Annotated in this window: 20 protein-coding genes; 16 read left to right on the top strand and 4 right to left on the bottom strand. The window is 46.8% G+C overall.

The window, feature by feature from the left end; translation table 11 throughout:
- The first annotated feature begins 31 nt into the window (after positions 1-31).
- From miaB to ICN30_RS02550, 8 genes are read left to right on the top strand one after another with little or no spacing between them, the layout of a single operon-like run.
- Positions 32-1,390, top strand: coding sequence for a tRNA (N6-isopentenyl adenosine(37)-C2)-methylthiotransferase MiaB (gene miaB / locus ICN30_RS02585; protein WP_216273020.1), 1,359 nt, complete (start codon positions 32-34; stop codon positions 1,388-1,390).
- A 1-nt stretch (position 1,391) separates the two neighbouring features.
- On the top strand, positions 1,392-1,868 hold the full coding sequence (gene ybeY, locus ICN30_RS02580) for an rRNA maturation RNase YbeY (RefSeq protein ID WP_216273019.1): 477 nt from the start codon (positions 1,392-1,394) through the stop codon (positions 1,866-1,868).
- Positions 1,869-1,924: 56 nt separating this feature from the next.
- Entirely contained in the window at positions 1,925-2,764 is an 840-nt protein-coding gene (locus ICN30_RS02575; RefSeq protein WP_216273017.1) for an HlyC/CorC family transporter, read from the top strand.
- Positions 2,765-2,772: 8 nt separating this feature from the next.
- Positions 2,773-4,296 carry an apolipoprotein N-acyltransferase gene (gene lnt, locus ICN30_RS02570; RefSeq protein WP_216863376.1) on the top strand — a complete coding sequence of 508 codons (1,524 nt, stop codon included), beginning with the start codon at positions 2,773-2,775 and terminating at the stop codon, positions 4,294-4,296.
- A 60-nt stretch (positions 4,297-4,356) separates the two neighbouring features.
- The gene (gene glyQ, locus ICN30_RS02565; protein ID WP_015422011.1) at positions 4,357-5,241 is read left to right on the top strand and encodes a glycine--tRNA ligase subunit alpha; all 885 of its coding nucleotides are present in this window, start codon (positions 4,357-4,359) and stop codon (positions 5,239-5,241) included.
- 16 nt (positions 5,242-5,257) lie between these two features.
- Positions 5,258-7,396, top strand: a complete 2,139-nt coding sequence (gene glyS / locus ICN30_RS02560; RefSeq protein WP_216273014.1) for a glycine--tRNA ligase subunit beta — start codon at positions 5,258-5,260, stop codon at positions 7,394-7,396.
- Positions 7,393-7,965, top strand: a complete 573-nt coding sequence (gmhB, locus tag ICN30_RS02555; RefSeq protein WP_216273012.1) for a D-glycero-beta-D-manno-heptose 1,7-bisphosphate 7-phosphatase — start codon at positions 7,393-7,395, stop codon at positions 7,963-7,965. The genes glyS and gmhB overlap by 4 nt, the downstream gene beginning before the upstream one ends.
- A 7-nt stretch (positions 7,966-7,972) precedes the next feature.
- Complete coding sequence (locus tag ICN30_RS02550; RefSeq protein ID WP_216273010.1) at positions 7,973-8,707, top strand: 1-acyl-sn-glycerol-3-phosphate acyltransferase; 735 nt, start codon at positions 7,973-7,975, stop codon at positions 8,705-8,707.
- A 10-nt stretch (positions 8,708-8,717) separates the two neighbouring features.
- Here ICN30_RS02550 and rsmA read toward each other — a convergent pair whose 3' ends face one another.
- The 4 genes from rsmA to ICN30_RS02530 are packed head-to-tail and all read right to left on the bottom strand — an operon-like array spanning position 8,718 to position 14,482.
- Complete coding sequence (gene rsmA, locus ICN30_RS02545; RefSeq protein WP_216273008.1) at positions 8,718-9,497, bottom strand: 16S rRNA (adenine(1518)-N(6)/adenine(1519)-N(6))-dimethyltransferase RsmA; 780 nt, start codon at positions 9,495-9,497, stop codon at positions 8,718-8,720.
- The gene (pdxA, locus tag ICN30_RS02540; protein WP_216273006.1) at positions 9,494-10,522 is read right to left on the bottom strand and encodes a 4-hydroxythreonine-4-phosphate dehydrogenase PdxA; all 1,029 of its coding nucleotides are present in this window, start codon (positions 10,520-10,522) and stop codon (positions 9,494-9,496) included. Before pdxA ends, rsmA begins: the two co-directional genes overlap by 4 nt.
- Complete coding sequence (locus tag ICN30_RS02535) at positions 10,497-11,936, bottom strand: peptidylprolyl isomerase (RefSeq protein WP_255533063.1); 1,440 nt, start codon at positions 11,934-11,936, stop codon at positions 10,497-10,499. The genes pdxA and ICN30_RS02535 overlap by 26 nt, the downstream gene beginning before the upstream one ends.
- A complete protein-coding gene (locus ICN30_RS02530; protein ID WP_216273002.1) occupies positions 11,936-14,482 on the bottom strand; it encodes an LPS-assembly protein LptD in 2,547 nt (848 codons plus the stop codon). The genes ICN30_RS02535 and ICN30_RS02530 overlap by 1 nt, the downstream gene beginning before the upstream one ends.
- Positions 14,483-14,515: 33 nt before the next feature.
- Here ICN30_RS02530 and ICN30_RS02525 point away from each other — a divergent pair, with 33 nt between their 5' ends.
- The 8 genes from ICN30_RS02525 to ruvC all read left to right on the top strand — a co-directional run bounded on the left by ICN30_RS02525 (position 14,516) and on the right by ruvC (position 22,369).
- Positions 14,516-15,517, top strand: a complete 1,002-nt coding sequence (locus tag ICN30_RS02525; RefSeq protein WP_216273000.1) for an aminoglycoside phosphotransferase family protein — start codon at positions 14,516-14,518, stop codon at positions 15,515-15,517.
- A 12-nt stretch (positions 15,518-15,529) separates the two neighbouring features.
- Entirely contained in the window at positions 15,530-16,246 is a 717-nt protein-coding gene (murU, locus tag ICN30_RS02520) for an N-acetylmuramate alpha-1-phosphate uridylyltransferase MurU (RefSeq protein WP_216272999.1), read from the top strand.
- Positions 16,239-17,609 (top strand): Xaa-Pro aminopeptidase, encoded by a 1,371-nt coding sequence (gene pepP / locus ICN30_RS02515; RefSeq protein WP_370626574.1) that lies wholly within the window; start codon positions 16,239-16,241, stop codon positions 17,607-17,609. Before murU ends, pepP begins: the two co-directional genes overlap by 8 nt.
- 10 nt (positions 17,610-17,619) lie before the next feature.
- On the top strand, positions 17,620-18,777 hold the full coding sequence (locus tag ICN30_RS02510; RefSeq protein WP_216272994.1) for an FAD-dependent monooxygenase: 1,158 nt from the start codon (positions 17,620-17,622) through the stop codon (positions 18,775-18,777).
- Between the two features lie 150 nt (positions 18,778-18,927).
- The gene (dusB, locus tag ICN30_RS02505) at positions 18,928-19,944 is read left to right on the top strand and encodes a tRNA dihydrouridine synthase DusB (RefSeq protein ID WP_216272992.1); all 1,017 of its coding nucleotides are present in this window, start codon (positions 18,928-18,930) and stop codon (positions 19,942-19,944) included.
- Between the two features lie 28 nt (positions 19,945-19,972).
- Positions 19,973-20,212, top strand: coding sequence for a helix-turn-helix domain-containing protein (locus tag ICN30_RS02500; RefSeq protein WP_216229794.1), 240 nt, complete (start codon positions 19,973-19,975; stop codon positions 20,210-20,212).
- A 48-nt stretch (positions 20,213-20,260) separates the two neighbouring features.
- Positions 20,261-21,841: a bifunctional phosphoribosylaminoimidazolecarboxamide formyltransferase/IMP cyclohydrolase gene (gene purH / locus ICN30_RS02495; protein WP_216272990.1), complete on the top strand. Its 1,581-nt coding sequence runs from the start codon at positions 20,261-20,263 to the stop codon at positions 21,839-21,841.
- 6 nt (positions 21,842-21,847) lie between these two features.
- On the top strand, positions 21,848-22,369 hold the full coding sequence (ruvC, locus tag ICN30_RS02490) for a crossover junction endodeoxyribonuclease RuvC (protein WP_216272988.1): 522 nt from the start codon (positions 21,848-21,850) through the stop codon (positions 22,367-22,369).
- The last annotated feature ends 12 nt before the right edge of the window (positions 22,370-22,381 follow it).

The following is a 22,381-nucleotide window of genomic DNA, read 5'->3' as shown; positions in this document are numbered from 1 at the left end:
TCGCCCCCAGCTATAAACCTGAGAACGGCATATGAAAAAGCTCTATATCAAAACCTTTGGCTGTCAAATGAACGAGTACGACTCGGGCAAGATGGCCGACCTCTTACATGCCGATGAAGGCATGGTCATGACTGATACCCCTGAAGATGCAGATGTGGTTCTTCTGAACACCTGCTCTATTCGTGAAAAAGCCGAAGACAAAGTATTTTCTGATTTGGGACGTCTGCGGGAGCTCAAGAAAACTAAACCCAATTTATTGATTGGTGTGGGTGGGTGCGTTGCCAGCCAAGAGGGTCAACAAATTATTAGCAGAGCGCCGTATGTTGATGTTGTCTTCGGACCGCAAACCTTACATCGCCTATCTGACCTCATTGCACAACGTCGCGAGACCGGTAGATCTCAGGTAGACATCTCTTTTCCTGAAATTGAAAAGTTTGACCACCTTCCTGCCTCACGTCAAACTCGAGGCTCTGCTTACGTCTCCATCATGGAAGGCTGCTCAAAATATTGCAGCTACTGTGTAGTTCCGTACACTCGAGGCGAAGAAGTGTCGCGCCCTTTTGATGATGTTTTGACTGAAGTGGCTGGTCTTGCAGCTCAAGGCGTCAAAGAAATTGTCTTGCTTGGTCAGAATGTGAATGCTTATCTTGGAAAGATGGGTGATAGCGAAGAGATTGCAGACTTTGCCCTGCTCATCGAATACATTGCTGAAATCCCCGGCGTAGAGAGAATTCGTTTTACTACTAGCCATCCAAAAGAATTTACCCAGCGCTTAATAGATGTCTATGCAAAAGTTCCTAAATTAGTAAGTCATTTGCACTTGCCAGTACAGCATGCATCCGACTCCGTTTTGTCTGCGATGAAGCGCGGCTATACCGCCCTAGAATACAAGAGCATTATTCGCAAAATGCGCGCTGTGAGACCCGACCTAACGCTCTCCAGCGACTTCATTGTGGGCTTTCCGGGCGAGACTGATGAGGACTTTGCAAAACTACTCAAGATGGTTGAAGAACTCAATTTTGATAACAGCTTTTGCTTTATTTTCAGTGCGCGCCCTGGCACCCCCGCAGCCAACCTGAGTGATGACACTCCTTATGAGGTCAAACTCAAGCGCCTGCAAACACTGCTAGCTCTAGTGGAATCACAAGCAAATCAGATTAGCAAAAATATGTTGGGCAATATTGAACGAGTGCTTGTTGAAGGACTGGCAAAGGATGGCGTGAATTTGCAGGGTCGCGCTGCCAATAATCGCGTCATTCACTTTACTGCGCCAGATCAAGATATTGAATTACTCATCGGCCAAATGGTAGATATCCGCATTACCGAAGTACTGAACTACACCCTCCGAGGCGATCTGATTAGTGAATCCACCCTCACTCATGCCCATTAAGATGACAACTAAGCAAGCATCCCCCTCTAAATTAGAGATCGATATTCAATTTGCTAGCGCCACTATTGAAGATAAAGTTCTTGCGATCGCATCTTTAGCGCTAATTAAAAAATGGGTGAAATCAGCAGTTCAATTGAACGGGCTCATCACCCTACGCTTTGTTAATGCAGCCGAAGGTAAAAAACTGAACTTTGCTTTTCGCAATAAAGACTATGCGACTAATGTGCTCACCTTTCCATACGAGCTCAGCAAAAAGGCTATAGCTGCCGATATTATTTTTTGTCTCCCCGTAATTCAAAAAGAGGCGTCCGACCAAAGCAAAGCCGTTAAGGCTCATTTGGCTCACCTGATTATTCATGGCTGCCTGCATGCTCAAGGCTTTGACCATGAGAACGATAAAGAAGCGACGAAGATGGAAGGTCAGGAAATCATCCTCCTAAAATCCCTGGGCTTTACCAATCCCTACGCGCCTATTTAATGCATCTTTAAGACTTCCTTCACTGAATTTACTGATTTCTGCGATATTCTTGCTATATGCCTGACCCCAATAAATCCCTTTTAGAACGCTTGGCTGAATTTTTAACGCCACAGCCAACCAGTCCAGCAGAGCGTCGCCAAGAACTGATTGATACCCTCAGAGAAGCCCAGACAGAAGGCTTAATTGATGCAGATGCCCTCTCCATGATTGAGGGCGTATTCCAAGTGGGTCAATTGTGTGCTCGTGATATTTTGATTCCCAGGGCTCAGATTGACTGGATTGATATCAATCAACCCCTGTCAGAAATTATTAAGAGCGTGATTACTGCCGCTCACTCACGCTTTCCTGTATTTGAGGGTAGCCGTGACAACGTCATTGGTACCTTGCTAGCAAAAGACTTATTGCGTCACTCCACTGAAAAAGATTTTCAAGTGCGTGATTGGCTCCGCCCCGCAGTATTTATTCCAGAATCTAAACGTTTAAGCGTTTTGCTGCGTGACTTCAAAGATAACCGCAATCACTTAGCGATTGTTGTAGATGAATACAGCGGTGTTGCTGGTGTAATTACGATTGAAGACGTGCTGGAACAAATTGTTGGCGATATTGAAGACGAGCATGATGTTGATGAAGAGGCAGATAATCTCATCTCTTTAGACAATGGCGATATTCGGGTTAAAGGCATTACTGAGCTCGAACAATTTAACGAGGCACTAGGCACCCAATTTCATGATGACGATATTGAAACAGTTGCGGGCTTAGTCATTCAACACCTTGGCCGGGTGCCTAAGATGGGTGAGTTGATTGAGATCGACGGAATTGAATTTGAGGTTCAGCGCGCTGACCCAAGACAGATACATATTCTGCTCGCACGCCAACTCCCGAAAAAATCTTCCTGAGAATTACCTTGATTGATCAGCAATCAGCAAAGCTAAGTAATAGCGTCAATTTATTGGCGCTATTTTTTCTGGGGGCATTGCTAGCTGCTGCCGCAGAACTGCCCTATGGTGGCTGGATACAAATCCCTGTCTTAAGTTTGATTTGGTGGCGAATGAGCCAGCAATCTATTCTCTCGATTAAAAATCAATTTATTTCTGGAATGGCATTTGGTCTAGGCTACTTTATTCTGGGGCTATGGTGGATCTACATTAGCCTGCATGACGTAGGTGGAATGCATGCTGTGGTTTCTTGCTTAGCGGTATTTTTACTGGCCGCTGGTATGGCTTTATTTTTCTCAAGCGCCTCACTTTCCCTTTGTCTGCCTAGAAGAAGATATCTAACAGGTCTAGTGCTAGCAGCCTCCTGGGTGCTCATTGAATATTTACGTAGTGTGGTGCTAACTGGTTTTCCTTGGATGGGATTTGCTGAAGCGCAATTCAACGGCCCCTTCGCACCAGCGGCACCATTCTTCGGCGGCTTAGCCTGCACATTTTTAGTGGTGTGGATTTCTTGGGAGATTACTCAGCTAAGGAAAAATATTGTCTTTAGCTCTACCTGCATTATTTCCGCTGTCGCACTTGTGCAACTTGCGAGCTTTTGGACTTTCACAAAACCGATTGGCGAGCCACTCAGTGTTCGCATAATTCAAGGCAATTTTGAGCAAAGCCTGAAGTTCAACCCCAAAGCTATTGAAGAACAATTTAGTTTTTATACCAATGCTATTGAGAGTCAATCGGCCGATCTCATCATCACCCCAGAGACTGCTTACCCTTGGCCGCAGAGCAATCTTCCAGCTGGCCTACTGGGATCTCTCCAACAGTTTTCCACGAATACCTCCAGCAATGTCTTGCTAGGTGTCATTGGGGAATCGCACGACTCCGTCGAAGTGAAATACACCAATCGTGCGCTTGGGCTTTCTCCCAATGTGCCGAGCTATCAATATGACAAGTCTCACTTGGTGCCTTTTGGGGAATTTATTCCACCTGGATTTCATTGGTTTGTGAATGCCTTTCATGTCCCCATGAGTGACTTTGCACGTGGCGAGTTAGATCAAGCCCCTTTCAGCATTGTTCGCCCAGGCAAAGATGCAATTCAGGCGGCGATCACTATTTGCTATGAAGATGTCTTTGGCGGGGAATTAGCCTCCCGCATTCATCACAGCAGTAAACCAGTCAACCTATTGATTAATATGACTAATTTGGCTTGGTTTGGAGATTCCCAAGCACCGGCGCAGCAATTAAGACTGTCCCAACTTCGATCTCTGGAGACCGGCCTGCCAGCGCTACGCGCCACAAATACGGGTATTACGGCAGCGCTTGGGCCAGACGGTAAGGTACTGTCTCAGTTGGGCGAATTTACCCAGGGCGTACTCAGCCTCAAGATTCAAGCCCACTCAGGCACAACTCCTTATGTGATTTGGGGAAATGCACCCATTTTGAGCCTTTCTTGTCTCTTGCTTATCTTAGGTCTTATTCGCCAAAAACGAATCTAATCGCTATTTCATGGTTCGCTAGCTTAGCCATGTAAAATCAAAGGCTTAGCCAGGTAAATCATGCTTACTTTTCAGCAAATCATTCTCAAACTCCAAGATTACTGGGACCAACAAGGTTGCGCCCTATTGCAACCTATTGACCTTGAGGTCGGTGCCGGTACATCTCATACAGCCACTTTCTTGAGGGCCATTGGCCCTGAGCCATGGAAAGCTGCTTACGTTCAACCTTCACGCAGACCAAAAGATGGTCGCTATGGAGAGAACCCGAATCGTTTACAGCACTACTACCAGTACCAGGTAGTGCTTAAGCCTGCACCAGAAAACATTCTTGAGCTTTACTTAGGCTCACTTGCTGCTTTAGGTCTCGATCTCCAAAAGAACGATGTGCGTTTTGTTGAGGACGACTGGGAAAACCCAACCCTGGGTGCATGGGGCTTGGGCTGGGAAGTCTGGCTTAACGGCATGGAAGTGACGCAGTTCACCTATTTCCAGCAAGTTGGCGGCATTGACTGCAAACCAGTTTTAGGAGAGATCACTTACGGTATCGAGCGCCTAGCGATGTACATCCAAAATTGCTCCAACGTATATGACCTCGTTTGGGCGGATGGCATCTCTTATGGTGATGTGTACCACCAGAATGAAGTGGAGCAGTCTTGCTACAACTTTGAACACTCCAATACTGACCTATTGTTTGCAAACTTCACTAATTACGAAAGTGAAGCCAAACGTTTGATGGAAGTGCCATTAGCCTTGCCTGCCTATGAAATGGTACTCAAGGCTGGACATACTTTTAATTTACTGGATGCCCGTGGCGCCATCTCAGTGACCGAACGTGCCGCCTATATCGGTCGCATCCGCAATTTATCTCGCGCGGTAGCACAGGCTTACTTTGAGTCCCGAGAGAAGTTGGGATTCCCGATGTGCCAACGTCAATCCAAAGCCTAAGTAGCTCGATCTAATTATGAGTACACCGAATTCCCCCTCTCAATCAGACAATCTTCTGATTGAAGTATTTACCGAAGAGCTTCCACCGAAATCTTTGCGTCGCTTAGGTGATGCTTTTAGTGAAGGTATTTTTTCCACACTGAAGTCCGCAGGACTCTTGAGCGAAAACTCCGTTGCTGCTAGCTTTGCTACACCGCGTCGCCTTGCTGTTCAAGTAACTAATGTCTTAAGCCAAGCCCCAGACTATCCGGTACGTGAAAAATTACTACCGACCAGCATTGCTTTTGATGCTGATGGAAAACCGACTGCGCCACTACAAAAGAAATTAGCTTCCTTGGGTTACGCTGATATCGACCTCTCCACCTTAGAAAAAGCTGGTGAAGGAAAAAATGAAGCGCTATATCTCAATGTCATTGCCAAAGGTGCAGCATTAGAACAAACGGCACAACAAGCGCTCGAGCAGACGCTGAGTAAATTGCCCATTGCCAAAATGATGCACTACCAAGTGCTGCAGAAAAATGGTGAATTGGCAGACGTTGAATTTGCACGTCCTGCACACCGTATCATCGCCCTGCATGGCAAGCAAACATTACATATCAGCGCACTGGGCATTGACGCAGAAAACCAAACAGAAGGTCATCGTTTTCTAGCTCCTGGCGTCATTACGATTGCCTCTGCAGATCAATATGAATCCGATCTCAGCACCAAAGCAAAAGTATTGCCAAGCTTTAACAAACGTCGTGAATTTATCGAGTCCGCATTATTAAAAGCTGCTGGTACTGATTTAGTGTTGATGCCAGATAGCCTGTTAGATGAAGTGACCGCTTTAGTTGAGTGGCCAGCAATATATGAGTGTCATTTTGATCAAGAATTCTTAGAGGTTCCACAAGAATGCTTGATTCTGACAATGCAGACTAATCAAAAATACTTTGCTTTGACTGATAAGCAAGGTAAGTTACGCAATCGTTTCCTCATTGTTTCTAATATTGAGACTGATAAACCAGAAGCAATTATTTCCGGTAACGAGCGTGTAGTTCGCCCACGTCTATCCGATGCACGCTTCTTCTTTCAACAAGATCAAAAGCGTCCACTGGCGTCCCGTGTAGCTGATCTTGGAAAAGTGGTTTATCACAATCAGCTCGGTAATCAACTGGACCGTACCAAGCGTGTTCAAGGAATTGCCGCGGGCATTGCTAAAGCCCTATCAGCTGATGAGGCGCTAGCCAGTCGTGCTGCTGAAATTGCTAAAACTGATTTGTTAACCGATATGGTTGGCGAGTTCCCAGAGCTCCAGGGAATCATGGGTCGCTACTATGCAACGCATGATGGCGAAAACGCGGAAGTAGCATCCGCTTGCAGCGAACATTACATGCCACGCTTTGCTGGTGATGCTTTGCCTCAAAGTCAAACTGGTACCATCCTAGCGATTGCAGACAAGCTTGAGACTCTCGTCGGTATTTGGGGTGTTGGTCTTGCGCCTACTGGTGATAAAGATCCCTATGCTCTACGTCGTCATGCTCTCGGAATCTGCCGTCTCTTGCTAGAAAAGAATCTTAGCCTAAGCCTGCCTGACTTAATTGAACTAGCACGCAAACAATTTCCGCAAAAAGACGTTCAAGAAAAAGCTAAGGCGGAAGATATTTACGCCTTCATTATTGATCGTCTACGCGCTTACTTGCGCGACCAAGCCGTTGCAGGTAAGCCATTTACTACCGAAGAGATTGATGCCGTATTAAGTCAGTCACCAGCCCAGCTCAATGATTTAATTGATCGCTTAACTGCCTTGCGTGAATTTAATGCCTTAGCAGAAGCAGCTCAGTTAGCTGCTGCCAATAAGCGCATCAGCAATATCTTGAAAAAGAATGCTACTGCTATTCCGGCGAATTGCTCCAGCACACTCTTGCAGCTTCCTGCTGAAATCGCACTACATCAAGCACTTGAGAAGCTGACCCCAACACTGACAACGGCGTACGAAAAACGTCAGTTCGTGGATCTCCTGAAAGCACTCGTTGCTCTCAGCGCCCCAATTGATCAGTTCTTTGCCGACGTCATGGTGATGGATCCAAATCCAGAGTTACGCGATAACCGCTTAGCCCTCCTGCAACAACTTCACCAGAAAATGAATCTCATTGCCGACCTCGGCAAATTAGCATGAGCATCAGCTCTTCTAAACTGATTATTCTTGATCGCGATGGCGTGATTAATGAAGATCGAGATGATTATGTGAAGTCGAGCGATGAGTGGATTCCGCTACCCGGCAGCCTTGAAGCAATCGCACTACTCAATCAAGCGGGTTACCAAATCGCCATAGCCACTAACCAGTCTGGTTTGGCGCGGGGTTATTTCAATATCAACGATCTTCATGCCATGCATGGCAAGATGGATAAACTACTCAAGCCTTTGGGTGGTCACATCGACAGTATTTTCTTCTGCCCACATACCGACGCCAATGCATGCGATTGCCGCAAGCCACTGCCAGGGATGATGAAAGAGATTGCCCTACGCTACAAAAAGAATCAGAGTGCCACACCGTTATTGGGAGTACCAATTGTGGGTGACTCCTTACGCGACCTGCAAGCAGGCGTTGCTCTTGGCGCTAGCCCACATTTAGTATTGACCGGCAAAGGTAGTAAAACCTTGGATAAAGGCGGCCTCCCAGAAGGTACCCAGATTCATGCGGATTTGATGGCATTTGCGAATGCACTCTTACAAGATAAGGTTTAATGCAACTATGACTTTTATTCGCTCAGCTCTGTTTACCCTCTTCTTGCTGGTATTCACCCCGATCTGGTCGGTACTTTGCATACTGGTATTTCCGTTCCTCAATCCCGAGAATCGCTATCGCTTTATCGGACTCTGGAATAAGGTGGTAATTTGGATCTTGCAACCCCTCTGCGGCATTCGTTACGAGATTCGCGGAATGGAAAACATGATGGCAGTATTGGATAAGCCCGTTGTTGTGCTGAGTAAACATCAATCTGCCTACGAAACCATTTTTTATATCGCCAAGCTTCCAAAGCAAGTCTGCTTCGTTTTCAAAAGAGAATTGCTTTGGATTCCTTTCTTTGGCTGGGCTTTGGCTTTACTCAAGATGATTCACATTAATCGCAATAGCAAAGAAACCGCCGCCCTCTCAGTAGTCGGACAAGGCAAAAAACGCTTAAGTGAAGGTAAATGGATTTTATTGTTTCCGGAAGGCACTAGAACTCCCACTGGATCACATAAGCCTTACAGCAAGGGTGGCGCAAGGCTTGCAAGCGCTACTGAAGCACTGGTTATCCCAATCGCCCACAACGCAGGTCGTTGCTGGCCCAAGAATAGCTTTCTAAAGCAACCTGGAACAATCATCTTCTCAATCGGCCCTGCCATTACCTCTGTCGGAAAAACCGGTGGGCAACTGCATCAAGAAGTAGAAAAGTGGATTGAAGCTGAAATGCGAGTGATTGACCCTACTGCTTACCAGTAGACCCGCGGGCTTACTGGGCTAAAGTTTTGGCCCACTCAATATAGCGCTCCACCGGAATATCTTGGGCACGCGCTTTTAATTCTGATTCAGATAAAGAAAGTCGATCAGCAAAGGCTGACAAGTTAGTGCGCAGCATTTTTCTTCTTTGAGAAAACGCTGCAGCTACTACCTTTTCCAAAGCATGCCACTGAGCATCACTTAGACTGAAATCTCGTCGCGGAATCATTCGCACTACAGCAGAATTGACCTTAGGCTGCGGATCAAAGGCTTCGGGCGGAACTTCTAAAACTTGCTCCATGTCATAGCGAGCCTGCAACATGACAGAAAGTCTGCTGAATTCAGAACCACCAGCCTTGGAGACCATGCGCTCGACAACTTCAGCCTGGAGCATAAATACCTGCTCATCAATCGCATGCGCAGCGGAAACAAGATGAAAGAGCAATGGCGAAGATATGTTGTAAGGCAAGTTACCAACTACCTTACATAGCCCACTATTGGCTGGACGTGCATTTGCCCATTCTAAGAAATCAAACTTAAGAGCATCACCCTCGATAACATTCAAACCCTTAAGATTCTCTTGATTCCAATACGCCACCAAATCTCGATCAATCTCTAAAAGATCTAAGTGATCTAGATTGCTTAATAAAGGCTTTGTTAAAGCGCCAAGGCCCGGACCAATTTCAATCACGTGCATATTTTCACTAGGATTGATGGCTGCAACGATGGAATAAATTACTCCAGAGTCTTGCAAAAAGTTTTGGCCAAATCGTTTACGGGCGCGATGCGTCATATCTTGAGATTCTTTACGTTCTTTATATTTTCTACCAATTGATATGCCAGTCGCAAAGCTTCTAACATGCTGCCTGGGTCTGCAAGCCCTTTACCAGCGATGTCTAACGCTGTGCCATGATCCACCGAGGTGCGAATAATCGGCAAACCTAAGGTGACATTGACGCCCCCACCAAAGCTCACAAACTTGAATGGCGCAAGACCTTGATCGTGATACATCGCAATGAACGCATCCACGCTATCCAAGACCTTGGCATCAAACATCGTGTCACCTGGATAGGGTCCATTTACCTGAATACCTAAATTTTTAGCCGCTTCAATAGCTGGCGCAATCACATCGATTTCTTCGCGCCCAAGATAACCGGATTCACCTGCATGTGGGTTTAGGCCCGCCACCCGAATCACGGGTTTAGCAATACCAAATTTTGTCCGCAAATCCTGATCAACAATCTGAATGGTTTCCAGAATATGCTGATAATTGAGCACCTCTGGAACTGCGCTTAGAGGCAGGTGTGTTGTTACTAAAGCCACCCGAAGGTCGTGGCTTTTGTTTAGATCTAAAAATCCTGCTGGCAATGTCGCACACAACATCATGACAACATGCTCTTGATGGCAAAGCTTCGCTAGGTATTCAGTATGGCCAGTAAACAAGGTATCGCTTGATGTTGACCCCTCGTTGATAACACTCTTTTGTATTGGCGCAGTCACCATGGCATCAAAGCGACCATCTAGACACCCCTTAACAGCGGTATCGAGAATATTGAGCACATACTGCGCATTGGCGGGATTTAGCTGACCAGCAACTACCGGGGCAGCAAGTGGGATGACTTCCACAATCAATCGGGCAGACAGTTCTTTAGGGATATCAACTGCTGAAAATAAATTTGAATCCCCAAGCACAGTAATCGTGCTTGCAGGTTGCTCTTGCAAAAAAGCGAGTGCAGCTGCAATAGAGACCTCTGGACCAACCCCTGCAGGTTCTCCAGAGCTGATGACTAGGTTAACGAGGGCTGGCTGCTGGATCATCTGCGTTAATGATCTTCACCGTAGCCGTGTCGCGTAGCTCACGCAACCAATCTTGATAAGCCTGCTCAAACTTGCGCTCACGAATTGCCGCACGAGCAAATTGACGTTGCTTCTCTACAGTCAACTGAGCTTCACGACGCTCCAGCACTTGAATTAAATGCCAACCAAACTCCGACTTCACTGGATTGCTCACCTCGCCAATTTGCAAACGATTCATAGCCTGATCAAATTCAGGAACTAGATCGCCAGGGCCCATCCAACCAAGATCGCCACCGTTTGCAGCAGATCCATCTTCAGAGTACTTTTTAGCCAGCTCACTAAAATCAGCAGTCTTTGCACGAACCTGATCACGGTAACCCGCTAGGCGTCTTTCAGCATCCTGATCCGTCAGGCCTGCACGACTTCGCAACAAAATGTGGCGTGACAAAGTCTGCGTTACCATAATATTTTGCGGGGTAGATGAAGTCTCTTGAGCCGCAGCCTGCTGTGGCTCAGGCGCACCAGCCACTAGCGCACGTCTGTCAAGAACCTTGAGTACGTGATAACCAGCAGGGCTCTTAACAACTGCATTCGCAACCTGTCCGCCACCGGTATTTCTAATGGCCTCGTAAAACAATTGCGGTAAGCGATCTGGCGTTCGATATCCCATCTCTTGAAACTTAATCTTTGGATTCTCTTTTGCAGCCATTGCACCCAATTGCAAGAAATCAACGTCGCCACGCGCTTCACGCAACAATGATTCTGCTTTTCTCTTTGCATCAGCTTGGGCACCTGCACCCGCATCAGCTGGTATGAAAATCTGCGCCACATCGATTTCCTCTGGCTCACCTTTTGCAGCTGGGGTAGAACGTGTTGGCTTTCCTCCACCAGCTACCGCACGATTACGATCAGTAATGAAGTTATCAATTTCCGCATCAGAGATCTTAATCTTGCCTTCTACTTCGCGCTCACGATAACGGCTAATAACTACGTCATCATGCAACATCTGACGATAGCGCTCATAGCTACTTCCAGTTGCAGCGATTTTTACCTTTAGCTCAGCTAAAGTTAATTTATTCTTAGCGGCAATATCAGCAATAATTTTGTCGAGCTCTTTACTACTAACAACCACTCCCTCTTGTGCGGCATTTTGCAGTTGAATCTTTTCAATGATGAGGCGCTCGAGAATGGTCTTACGCAAAGTGACGGGATCGGGCAATTTAGTACCCTGCTTTTGCAATGCAGCAATACGATCATCAATCTCTTTACGCGTTACGTAACCAGTATTAACGACTGCTGCAACACCATCAATATTACGAATTTTGCTATCGCCCGAAGTTTTTGAGCTATCTTGCGCAAATGCAAATTGAGACATAAAAGCAGCGCCAGCCAAAATCATGGCTGCAAGGGCTTGGTTAAATCGATTCCTACGCATCATTGATAGTTCTCATATGTTGAAGGTGGTATAGGCTTGGAAGTAGGCATATATCCGGGAACATTAAGCTTCATGATATCAACTGGATTGCTACCAGCACTACCAAAGCCCCTAAATTCTATTTGGAATAAAATCTGAGTGGTGGTTATTTGTGAGGTATTGAGCATTTGCGTGTAGGCCCCTCTAAAAGTCCAGCAGTCCCGCATCCACTCCAAAGCCACCAGAGTATTGAGTGTTTTGGTAGTTAATGCGTCATAACCCCAACGACCCAAGACCGACACCTCACGAGTAATTGGCCACTGGCCTGAAACGTTGTATTGGTCAGTTGTCGTCTGCGCCAAGGTTGCTGGAGTGGGACCAAATGCTTGCGTTGGCGGAGACCAGACGTTTCGATACCCAAAGTTCAAGCTTCTACCTGGCGTAGGGCGCCAACTTCCACCAACTGTAGTCTGCACAAATTTATTTAACTGCGTGTTGTACTGACCAAACATGTCGGCGCTAAAGTTTCCAAGCAGACGGACCGAGGCTGACCCCAATGTGTCTGAATAGGTTGTTGGATTAGCGATATTGCCATTGAGACCTACCTTTTGCCCCGTAAAAGACTGACGTTGAGCAACAGTTACGTTTGCACGCTCAGCACCAGTACTTGCCTCAATCATGCGGCTAGTTAAACCACCGGTTAATTTATTGTTATCGGCAATACGGTCATTACCAATAAATGTATTTTCGCTAAAGATCTGAGTTACACCAAAGCCTGCATCAGCCGTATCGAACAAAGGCGTCATAGCCTGGCTTTGATAAGGGGTATAGACATAAAAGGCTCTCGGCTCCATGGTGAGGAGCATATCTCGCCCAAAGAAGCCTTTTAATTCTGCTGCATCTCTTTCAAAAGCAAGACCTGAGTCAAGACTAAAAGTGGGGATAGTGAACCCCTGCGGCGGAGGTGCGGCACCCAAGGGGTTATTACTAGTCACAGCTGCGGTAGCAGCATAGGTATTCGACTGGAAGCTCACCTTAGGGGTGACGTAATAGCCAGGAGTAATCTGTGGCAAAGACATTGCACCTTTAATTACAGTGCGATCCGCTTGGCTATAGAGGTAGCCTGCTGGAGCATAAGCAAGATTACTATTTACGTTATAGGCAAAGCGGGTGTAATCCGTTGAGAACGTAGTGATTGGCCCAGAGGGCAATGTCAGGTACTTACCACTAGCATCTGAAACCGTTGGAGTTAATCGATTGGTGTAGGATGCATTGATATTTGGCAATACGTTGTACGGCGACTGAACCGGTGCAGTCAGGTCTGGCTGCAAGGTCTGAAAAGTCACTGCCTTTGCGGAAACAATCCAATTACTCAGACTCCCGGTTAAGTTCTTGGTTGTTCCAAGCTCCTGACGAAACTGATTAGTTACAGCACCCGCAATGCTTTGAGAAAAATCTGTGGGGTAGAGACTGTCTGAAACACGCGCAACGTTGGCATAGCCCGTCCATGCGCCAGCAATTGGGATGCCACCCATCCCCAATAAGTCTCCGCTAAAGTTCTGTCTTTGCTGCCAGTCATAGCGCCAGCGATCGGTACCAGTTTTACGGTCATAAGGGAGATAGTCTCCGCCCAAACTACCAGCGTATTGCTGATCCAAAAATTGATATTTAGCGCCCATCTGAACACCCCGTTGACCCATCACTCGCGGTATCAACAACAAATCGCGATTCGGGGCGATGTTGACGTAGTAAGGCTGCGTCACATCAATACCATTATTAGAGTTGTAACCCGCTACAGGAGCCAATATTCCAGAGCGGCGTTGATTTGATGTTGGCGCAGTAAAGTAAGGGACATAAGCAATAGGCACATCAAAGAAGCGCATGACACCGTGCGTACCCACCATTTCTTTTTGTTCGTTATCAATCTCGAGCGTGCTTGCTGTGAAATACCAATCCAAATTTTCAGGGGTACAGGTTGTGTAGGTTGCTTTATCAAATACAAATACATCTGATGTTTCGATTGTTAATTTTTTTGCATTGCCGCTGGCCCGGTTATCACGCAATTTATAATTCGGAGATTCCATTTCGCCTTCGCGAGCATCCACTCTGAAGCGCGCTTTTGGTCCCTTGAACGAAGCATTGCCTTTTGAAAACTCAGTATTGCCTGATAAATTCGCCACATCAGAATCGGGATCGTATTTAATTTCATCTGCTTTAATCACTGCGCCATTACGACGAATTTGCGCACGGCCTTTTAAACGCATTTCACGATCGATGATTCCATCAATCGAATCGCTAGAGGTAAAAGTCAAAGCATTACCGTCAGCGATAGGTTTACCAACCCGCAATTGATCATCCAACTTTAAGACGGTGACATCACCACGATCAGGAATTAAAACGGAGTTAGCAGAGCTACCTAAAGACTGCGAGGAAGGGGGTAAAGGTGCGGGTGCTTGAGCGGCGCCTGGAAGCGCAAATTGTGACAATCCAACCCCCATCATTACGCGCAGGGTGACAGCTAAAAAAAGAGGGGCGCAAAGGCCGGCGCGACGGCGATAATGACTCATAGATCCAGACCCGCCTTATTATACGAATCGACCATGACTGACTCTCGCTTAAACACCCTCCGTAACTGGCTAAAAGGCCTTGAACCTAGCTGGCAATTAGATCACCCCACTTTGGCCCCCGCCTCGGCAGATGCCAGCTTTCGGCGGTATTTCCGGATTGAGTCCAAAAACCCGGATTTTCCGACTTTGATCGTGATGGACGCCCCACCCCAACATGAACCCTTAGATGACTTCATTAAGGTCGATTTATTGCTCGAAAATGCCGGCCTAAACGTCCCGAAAATTTTAGAAAAAAATGTAGCCGAAGGCTTTCTTTTACTCAACGATCTTGGCACCAAAACATATCTTGCAGAACTCAATTCTGAGAGCGCAGATCATCTGTACAAAGATGCAACTCATGCTTTAGTGCAAATGCAATTAGCTAGCAAGCCAGATGTATTGCCAAACTATGATGAAGCACTCTTACAACGTGAGTTAGATTTATTTCCTGAGTGGTATCTCAAGAAACATTTGCACATCGAATTAACTGAACTTCAACATTCTCAAGTTAAGCAAGCATTTGAACTCATTATTCAAAACAATCTTGCACAAGCAAAAGTTTATGTTCATCGTGACTATCACTCACGCAACTTGATGGTGACTGCAAAAAATAATCCTGGAGTGATCGATTTTCAAGATGCGGTTTATGGCCCCATCACTTATGATGCATCTTCACTCTGGCGTGATGCTTACATTGCATGGCCAGAAGAACGCGTAATTGATTGGGTGATTAAATTTTGGGAAGCTGGCCGCAAAGAAGGATTGCCAATGCCCGATGATTTTGGTCAGTTCTATCGTGACTTTGAGTGGATGGGTTTACAACGCCATCTCAAAGTCTTAGGTATTTTTGCAAGGCTGTTTCATCGCGATGGCAAAGATGGCTATCTCAAAGATATCCCATTGGTGCTGGAGTATGCGATTGCCACTGCAAATCGCTATATCGAATTAAAGCCCTTGGCACGCTTATTAGAGTCGACGCGCCCTACTAAGGAATAACAGCAAACTGTCATGAATAAGCGCAATCTCATTCCGTGCTTTTTACTGGCCGCTGGTCGAGGCGAGCGCATGCGTCCACTGACGGATGAATTACCTAAGCCACTCCTCACCATTAAAAACAAATCCTTACTAGCTTGGCATTTAGAAGCCTTGAGTGCGGCTGGCATTAAGGAGGTCGTCATTAACCATGCCTGGCTTGGCCACAAGATTGAGAAGGCTTTGGGCAACGGCAGCCAATTCGATCTCAGCATCACCTACTCCCCAGAAACTAGCGCCCTAGAAACGGCAGGCGGGATTCGCAAGGCACTACCTTTGCTCAACCCTAGCGATTACTTCCTAGTCATAAACGGGGATGTTTTTAGCCCAAATCTGCCGATTGAGCAGCTTTTGGAACAAGTCTCCAGTTTGCGAAGCATGCCAAATCAGCCTTTGGCACATCTTTTGATGGTTCCCAACCCGGTTCAGCACCCTGAGGGGGACTTTTATCTCAAGGACTCCAAAGTGGCCAATGAATCGCTTGATGGAGCTGAAAAACTCACTTTTTCCGGTATTGGGCTATATCACCGAGACCTCTTTAAAGATGTAGAGTGGGATGTACCTACTAAGTTAGCCCCGCTCCTCAGGGAGGCGATGTCCGACAATAGAGTGTCCGGTGAAAAATATACCGGTCCGTGGCACGATGTAGGTACGCCCCAACGATTACAAGAGCTCAATGCAGCGCATGAATAAGTCCAATATTTACCAACAACGTCGGATTGAATTAGCAAAACTGGTCTGCGCCAAAACTGGTGGGGGCATTGCCATCATTACTACGGCGCCAGAGACTTCCCGCAATCGAGATAGCGAATTTCCTTATCGTCACGATAGTGATTTTTTCTACCTCACCGGTTTTGAAGAGCCGGGCGCAACATTGGTACTCAAGATTGCTGGATCAGCATCCCAAGCTCAACTGGAGTCCCATCTTTTTTGCAGACCCAAAGACGCAGAGCGTGAAATCTGGGATGGTATTCGCCTAGGGCCAGATGCAGCACCTTCAATCTTAGGTGTGGAGTATGCGCATAGCAATCATGAATTAGACAAGAAGCTGGGTCAATTATTGGCGGATCAAGATGCTGTCTATATTCGCCTCTCAGAAAGTGCAGAGACAGATCGTCGCCTACGTCATTGGATGAAGCAAGTGCGAACTCAGGCCCGTACCGGCGTTAACCCACCTTCAGAGTTTCATGATGTAGAGAGCTTGATTCATGAAATGCGTCTCTTTAAAGATGCACATGAAATTGACATCATGCGTCGCGCTGCTCAAATTTCTGCGCGCGCCCATATTCGTGCAATGCAAGTCTGCAAACCTGGCATGCGTGAATATCATCTCGAAGCCGAACTTCTTCATGAGTTCCGCTATAGCGGTGCTCAAAGCGTTGCATACAACAGCATTGTGGCTAGTGGTGCCAACTCCTGCATTCTGCATTACCGCGCTGGTGATACTGAACTGCGAAGCGGCGAACTTTGCTTAATAGATGCAGGCTGCGAACTAGATGGCTATGCCTCCGACATTACTCGCACATTCCCAGTGAATGGCAAGTTCACAGGGGCGCAACGCGCACTCTACGACATCACGCTGGCTTCGCAAGAGGCAGCTATTGCAGCAACTAAGCCCGGTAATACTTTTATGCAGCCACATGAAGCTGCACTCAAAGTCCTGACTCAAGGATTGCTTGATGAAAAGCTTCTCAAGCTATCTGAATTGGGCTCACTAGATAATGCAATTGAGACTGGTGCATATCGTCGCTTCTACATGCACCGCACCTCACACTGGTTGGGTATGGATGTACATGATGTTGGCTCCTATCGCGAACCACTAAGCACATCAACAGACTCTTCAGAAAAGCCCTGGCGCCTTCTCAAGGCCGGCATGGTTCTCACTATTGAGCCAGGTCTATATGTTCGTCCAGCAGACGATGTAGATGAACGCTTTTGGAATATCGGCATTCGTATTGAAGATGATGCCGTTATCAACGACTCTGGATGTGAATTGATTTCTCGCGGCGTACCAGTCAAAGCCGATGAAATCGAAGCACTGATGAAGAATAATTAAATTGCCAAGCATGTCAGCAACAAATTTTGATATTGCGATTCAGGGTGGCGGGCCAGTTGGTTTAGCCTGCGCAGCATGGTGTCTGCAAAAATTTCCAGAAGCCAAAATCGTATTACTCGATCGCAATCCTGTAGACGATGCCGATTTAGCCGCTGCTGATAGCAGAGGAATTGCTTTATCGCACGGTAGCAAACTCTTGCTCGACACTATTAATGCATGGCCCACTGAGTGTGCAGATATTCATCGGGTGCACGTGTCACAAGCAGGTCGTTTTGGCCGCGCTCTCATGACTCGCGAAGAATTGAAACAAGATGCTTTAGGTCACATCATTCGCTATCGCGATATTCACCTGACATTGCGCAAAGCTTTAAGAGCTATCCAAACAAAAAGTCCGAATTTTGTTTGGAAGCATATTGATGCGCAAGCAGATGCATTAAATATTCAAGCCAAATGTGTAGTTCATGCTGAAGGTGGTTTATTTAAAACTCAGGATTGGGTAGAGTCTGGTAGAGACTATGAGCAATCCGCTTTAGTTGGTTTGGTTGAGGTTGAGAATGCAGCGCCCTACCAAGCATGGGAGCGATTTACATCCGAAGGACCTTTGGCAGTTTTGCCAAGTCACTATGGCCCCAATATTCTGAATCTAGTTTGGTGTGTAACCCCAAGTTCTTCACAAGCACGTCTCGCATTAAGTGATTCCGAATTTCTGAAAAGCCTGCAAGCCGAGTTTGGCTCGCGTATTGGTCAATTCCTCAAAATCCAAGATCGCCGCCTCTATGAGCTGGGGCTCAATTACCGCAAAGAAATTACTCAGGGAAATGAAGTTTGGATTGGCAATGCTGCTCAGACTTTGCATCCCGTTGCAGGACAGGGTCTAAACCTTGGATTGAGGGATGCCTACCTCTTGGCCGAAAAACTGAGCGCCTTATTCTCGAAGCCTGAAGATCAAAAAACCCCTTTAGCCATTGAAAATACCCTGCAGGACTACGCCCAAAGCCGTAAGGCTGACCGGTCTGCCACCATTGGCTTAACCGACTTCATGGCCAGAATCTTCACCTCCAATCTACTGCCTATTGTGATCGGTCGTGGATTGGCTTTATCGGCCCTCCAATGGGTCCCATCAGTCAAAACAGCCTTAGCTCGCCAGATGATGTTTGGCAGGCGCTAAGGGGCTTAAATAGCCTTCTAAATACAAGCATTCCCCGTTTGATCTAAATCACGTAATCTGCCTATTTTTTAGGCAGATTTGGGCTGACTTGTGCTAAAGTGACACCCTTTCCCAAGCGCTTACAGCCCTCCAGAACCCAGCCCGAAACAGATGAAGATTGGCCCACACCTGCTCGCAAATAGATTATTTGTTGCCCCGATGGCTGGGGTAACAGATCGTCCATTTCGTCAGCTTTGTAAAAAGCTAGGTGCTGGTTATGCCGTATCTGAAATGATTGCCTCGAACGCATTGCTGTGGAAGAGTGAAAAAACCCAGCGTCGCGCTAATCACCAAGGTGAATTTAAGCCAATCGCAGTGCAAATCGCAGGGGCTGATCCACAGATGATGGCTGCCGCAGCCAAACTGAATGTCGATCATGGTGCCCAGATCATTGATATCAATATGGGTTGCCCAGCCAAAAAGGTTTGCAATGTTGCAGCCGGTTCTGCGCTATTGCGAGACGAGCCCTTAGTGCAACAAATTTTAGAGGCCATAGTTCAGGCTGTAGGTGTAGGGCCCGATGCAGTTCCGGTGACATTAAAGATTCGGACAGGCTGGGATCGCGAACATAAAAATGCAATTGACATTGCCCGCCTAGCTGAGAAATCAGGCATCTCCATGTTGACTGTTCATGGTCGCACGCGAGCTGACCTGTATCACGGCGAAGCAGAATATGAAACCATTACCGCAGTAAAGAACAGTGTTGCTATTCCGGTGGTTGCTAACGGTGATATCACCACTCCAGAAAAAGCAGAATTTGTTTTAAAAGAAACTGGTGCCGATGCCATCATGATTGGCCGTGCCGCTCAAGGACGTCCTTGGATCTTTCGTGAGATCAATCACTTTCTGGAAACGGGCGGCAAATTACCAACACCGCAGATTAATGAGATTCAAGAGATCATGAACGCCCATCTGATTGATCACTATGAGTTCTATGGCGAATATGTCGGCTTGCGCACAGCGCGTAAGCATATCGGTTGGTATTGCAAAGGCTTACGTGACTCACATGCCTTCCGCCAAAGAATGAATACTGCCGATGATTGCAAAACCCAATTACAGATGGTGAATGATTTTTTCAATGAAATGAAATCCCACTCTGATCGTTTGTTATTTTTAGAAGCAGCCTAAATTTAGTTTTTAGTTATTTAATTTATCCATGACCAATAAGCACCCCATCACTGAATGTATTGAGACCCAACTCCAACGTTATTTGGATGATCTCAAAGGAACACCCCCATCTGACTTGTACCAAATGGTTCTCGCAGTAGTCGAAAAGCCGATGCTCGAATTAGTGATGCAGCATGCGAAGCAAAATCAATCATTGGCTGCCCAGTACCTGGGTATCAACCGCAACACGCTGCACAAGAAATTGGCTGAACACCAGTTACTGAAATAAGCCAGACCCTATTTACACATTCCTTATTAATTAATCCTTCTGAAAAATATGATCCGTACAGCCCTACTCTCTGTTTCCGATAAAAATGGCATTGTGCCGTTCGCCAAATCCCTTCATGAGCAAGGCGTCAAGCTGATCTCTACTGGCGGTACCGCAAAACTCTTAGCTGAAAACAATTTGCCTGTAGTGGAAGTGTCTTCACTCACTAAGTTTCCAGAGATGCTGGATGGTCGTGTAAAGACATTGCACCCAATGGTGCATGGCGGTTTATTGGCTCGTAGGGATCTTCCTGAGCACATGGCTGCTTTAAAAGAGCATGGTATCGATACGATCGATATGCTCGTGATTAACCTCTACCCATTTAATGAGACAGTTGCTAAAGCAGATTGCTCATTTGAAGATGCGGTTGAGAACATTGATATCGGCGGTCCAGCAATGTTGCGTGCTGCTGCCAAGAATCATCAAGATGTGACAGTACTCATTTCTCCAGAAGACTACGCACCCGTACTCGAAGAAATGAAAGCCAATAAGAACGTAGTTTCTTATAAGACCAATTTGGGTCTAGCTAAAAAGGTATTTGCGCATACTGCCCAATACGACGGCGCAATTGCAAATTACTTATCTGCATTAGGTGATGACCTCGATCACAAGAAGCGTTCCGCTTATCCAGAAACACTGCACCTTGCCTTTGAAAAAGTACAAGAGATGCGTTATGGCGAGAACCCACACCAATCGGCAGCTTTCTACAAAGACATTTATCCAGTTGATGGTGCGCTTGCCAACTACAAACAATTACAAGGCAAAGAGCTCTCCTACAACAACATTGCTGATGCTGACTCTGCTTGGGAATGCGTCAAGAGCTTTACTGGTAATGCTGGCGGTGCCGCAGCTTGCGTCATCATCAAACATGCAAACCCTTGCGGTGTAGCGGTTGCTGCCAACGCCCTCGAGGCGTATCAAAAGGCATTCAAAACAGATCCGAGTTCAGCCTTTGGCGGCATTATTGCCTTCAACGTGCCATGTGATGGCGCCGCAGCTGAAGCGATTTCTAAGCAGTTCGTGGAAGTATTGATTGCGCCAAGCTTTAGCGCTGAAGCAAAAGCGATTTTTGCTGCCAAGCAAAATGTGCGCCTCTTAGAAATTCCTCTAGGCACCGCATTTAATACTTTTGACTTCAAACGTGTTGGTGGCGGCTTACTCGTTCAGTCCCCTGATGCGAAGAACGTCCTTGAAAATGAAATGCGTGTTGTGAGCAAGCGTCTTCCGACCCCAAGCGAAATGCACGACATGATGTTTGCATGGCGCGTTGCCAAGTTTGTGAAGTCCAATGCGATTGTGTATTGCGCTAACGGAATGACTCTCGGCATTGGTGCTGGCCAAATGAGCCGCGTAGACTCTGCTCGCATGGCAAGCATTAAGGCCGAGAATGCAGGTTTAAGCCTCAAAGGTTCTGCAGTGGCAAGTGATGCCTTCTTCCCATTCCGCGATGGTTTAGATGTCGTTGTGAATGGTGGTGCAAGCTGCGCTATCCAGCCTGGTGGCAGCATGCGTGATGATGAAATCATCGCAGCAGCTAATGAGCACGGCATTGCCATGATCTTCACTGGCACACGTCACTTCCGTCACTAAGCAACCATGCGCTGGATAGGAATCGACCCAGGTCTACGAACAACGGGTTTTGGTGTCATTGATGTTGATGGCCAAAAACTGAGCTACGTAGCCTCTGGGACGATTGAAAGTGGTGATCCAGACCAAGGCCTTCCCGTTAGATTGGGAATCTTGTACGCCGGCATTAAAGAAGTGCTGGAGACCTACCAACCAGAGCAAGCAGCCATTGAAGAAGTATTTCTGAACGTCAATCCTCGCTCTACCCTGATGCTAGGGCAGGCTCGAGGCGCAGTGATTGCAGCCCTGGTATCAGACAATCTTCCCGTTGCGGAGTTCAGCGCACTCAGGGTGAAGCAGTCTATCGTGGGAACTGGTAGAGCTACTAAGCCTCAAGTTCAAGAAATGGTGAAGCGTTTACTGCGTCTAAGCCGTGCACCTGGAGCAGATGCAGCCGATGCTTTGGGAGTAGCGATTTGCGCTGCGCATCACGCCCAAATACCAAAAGCAATTACTGCTGCCCTTGCACCCAAAAAGACTAGCAAGAAATAACAATACAAACAG

This window comes from Polynucleobacter sp. 31A-FELB (assembly GCF_018882405.1).
GTDB lineage: Bacteria > Pseudomonadota > Gammaproteobacteria > Burkholderiales > Burkholderiaceae > Polynucleobacter.
The sequence above is the reverse complement of the archived record's forward strand: the minus strand, read 5'-3'. Positions and strand labels throughout refer to the sequence as shown.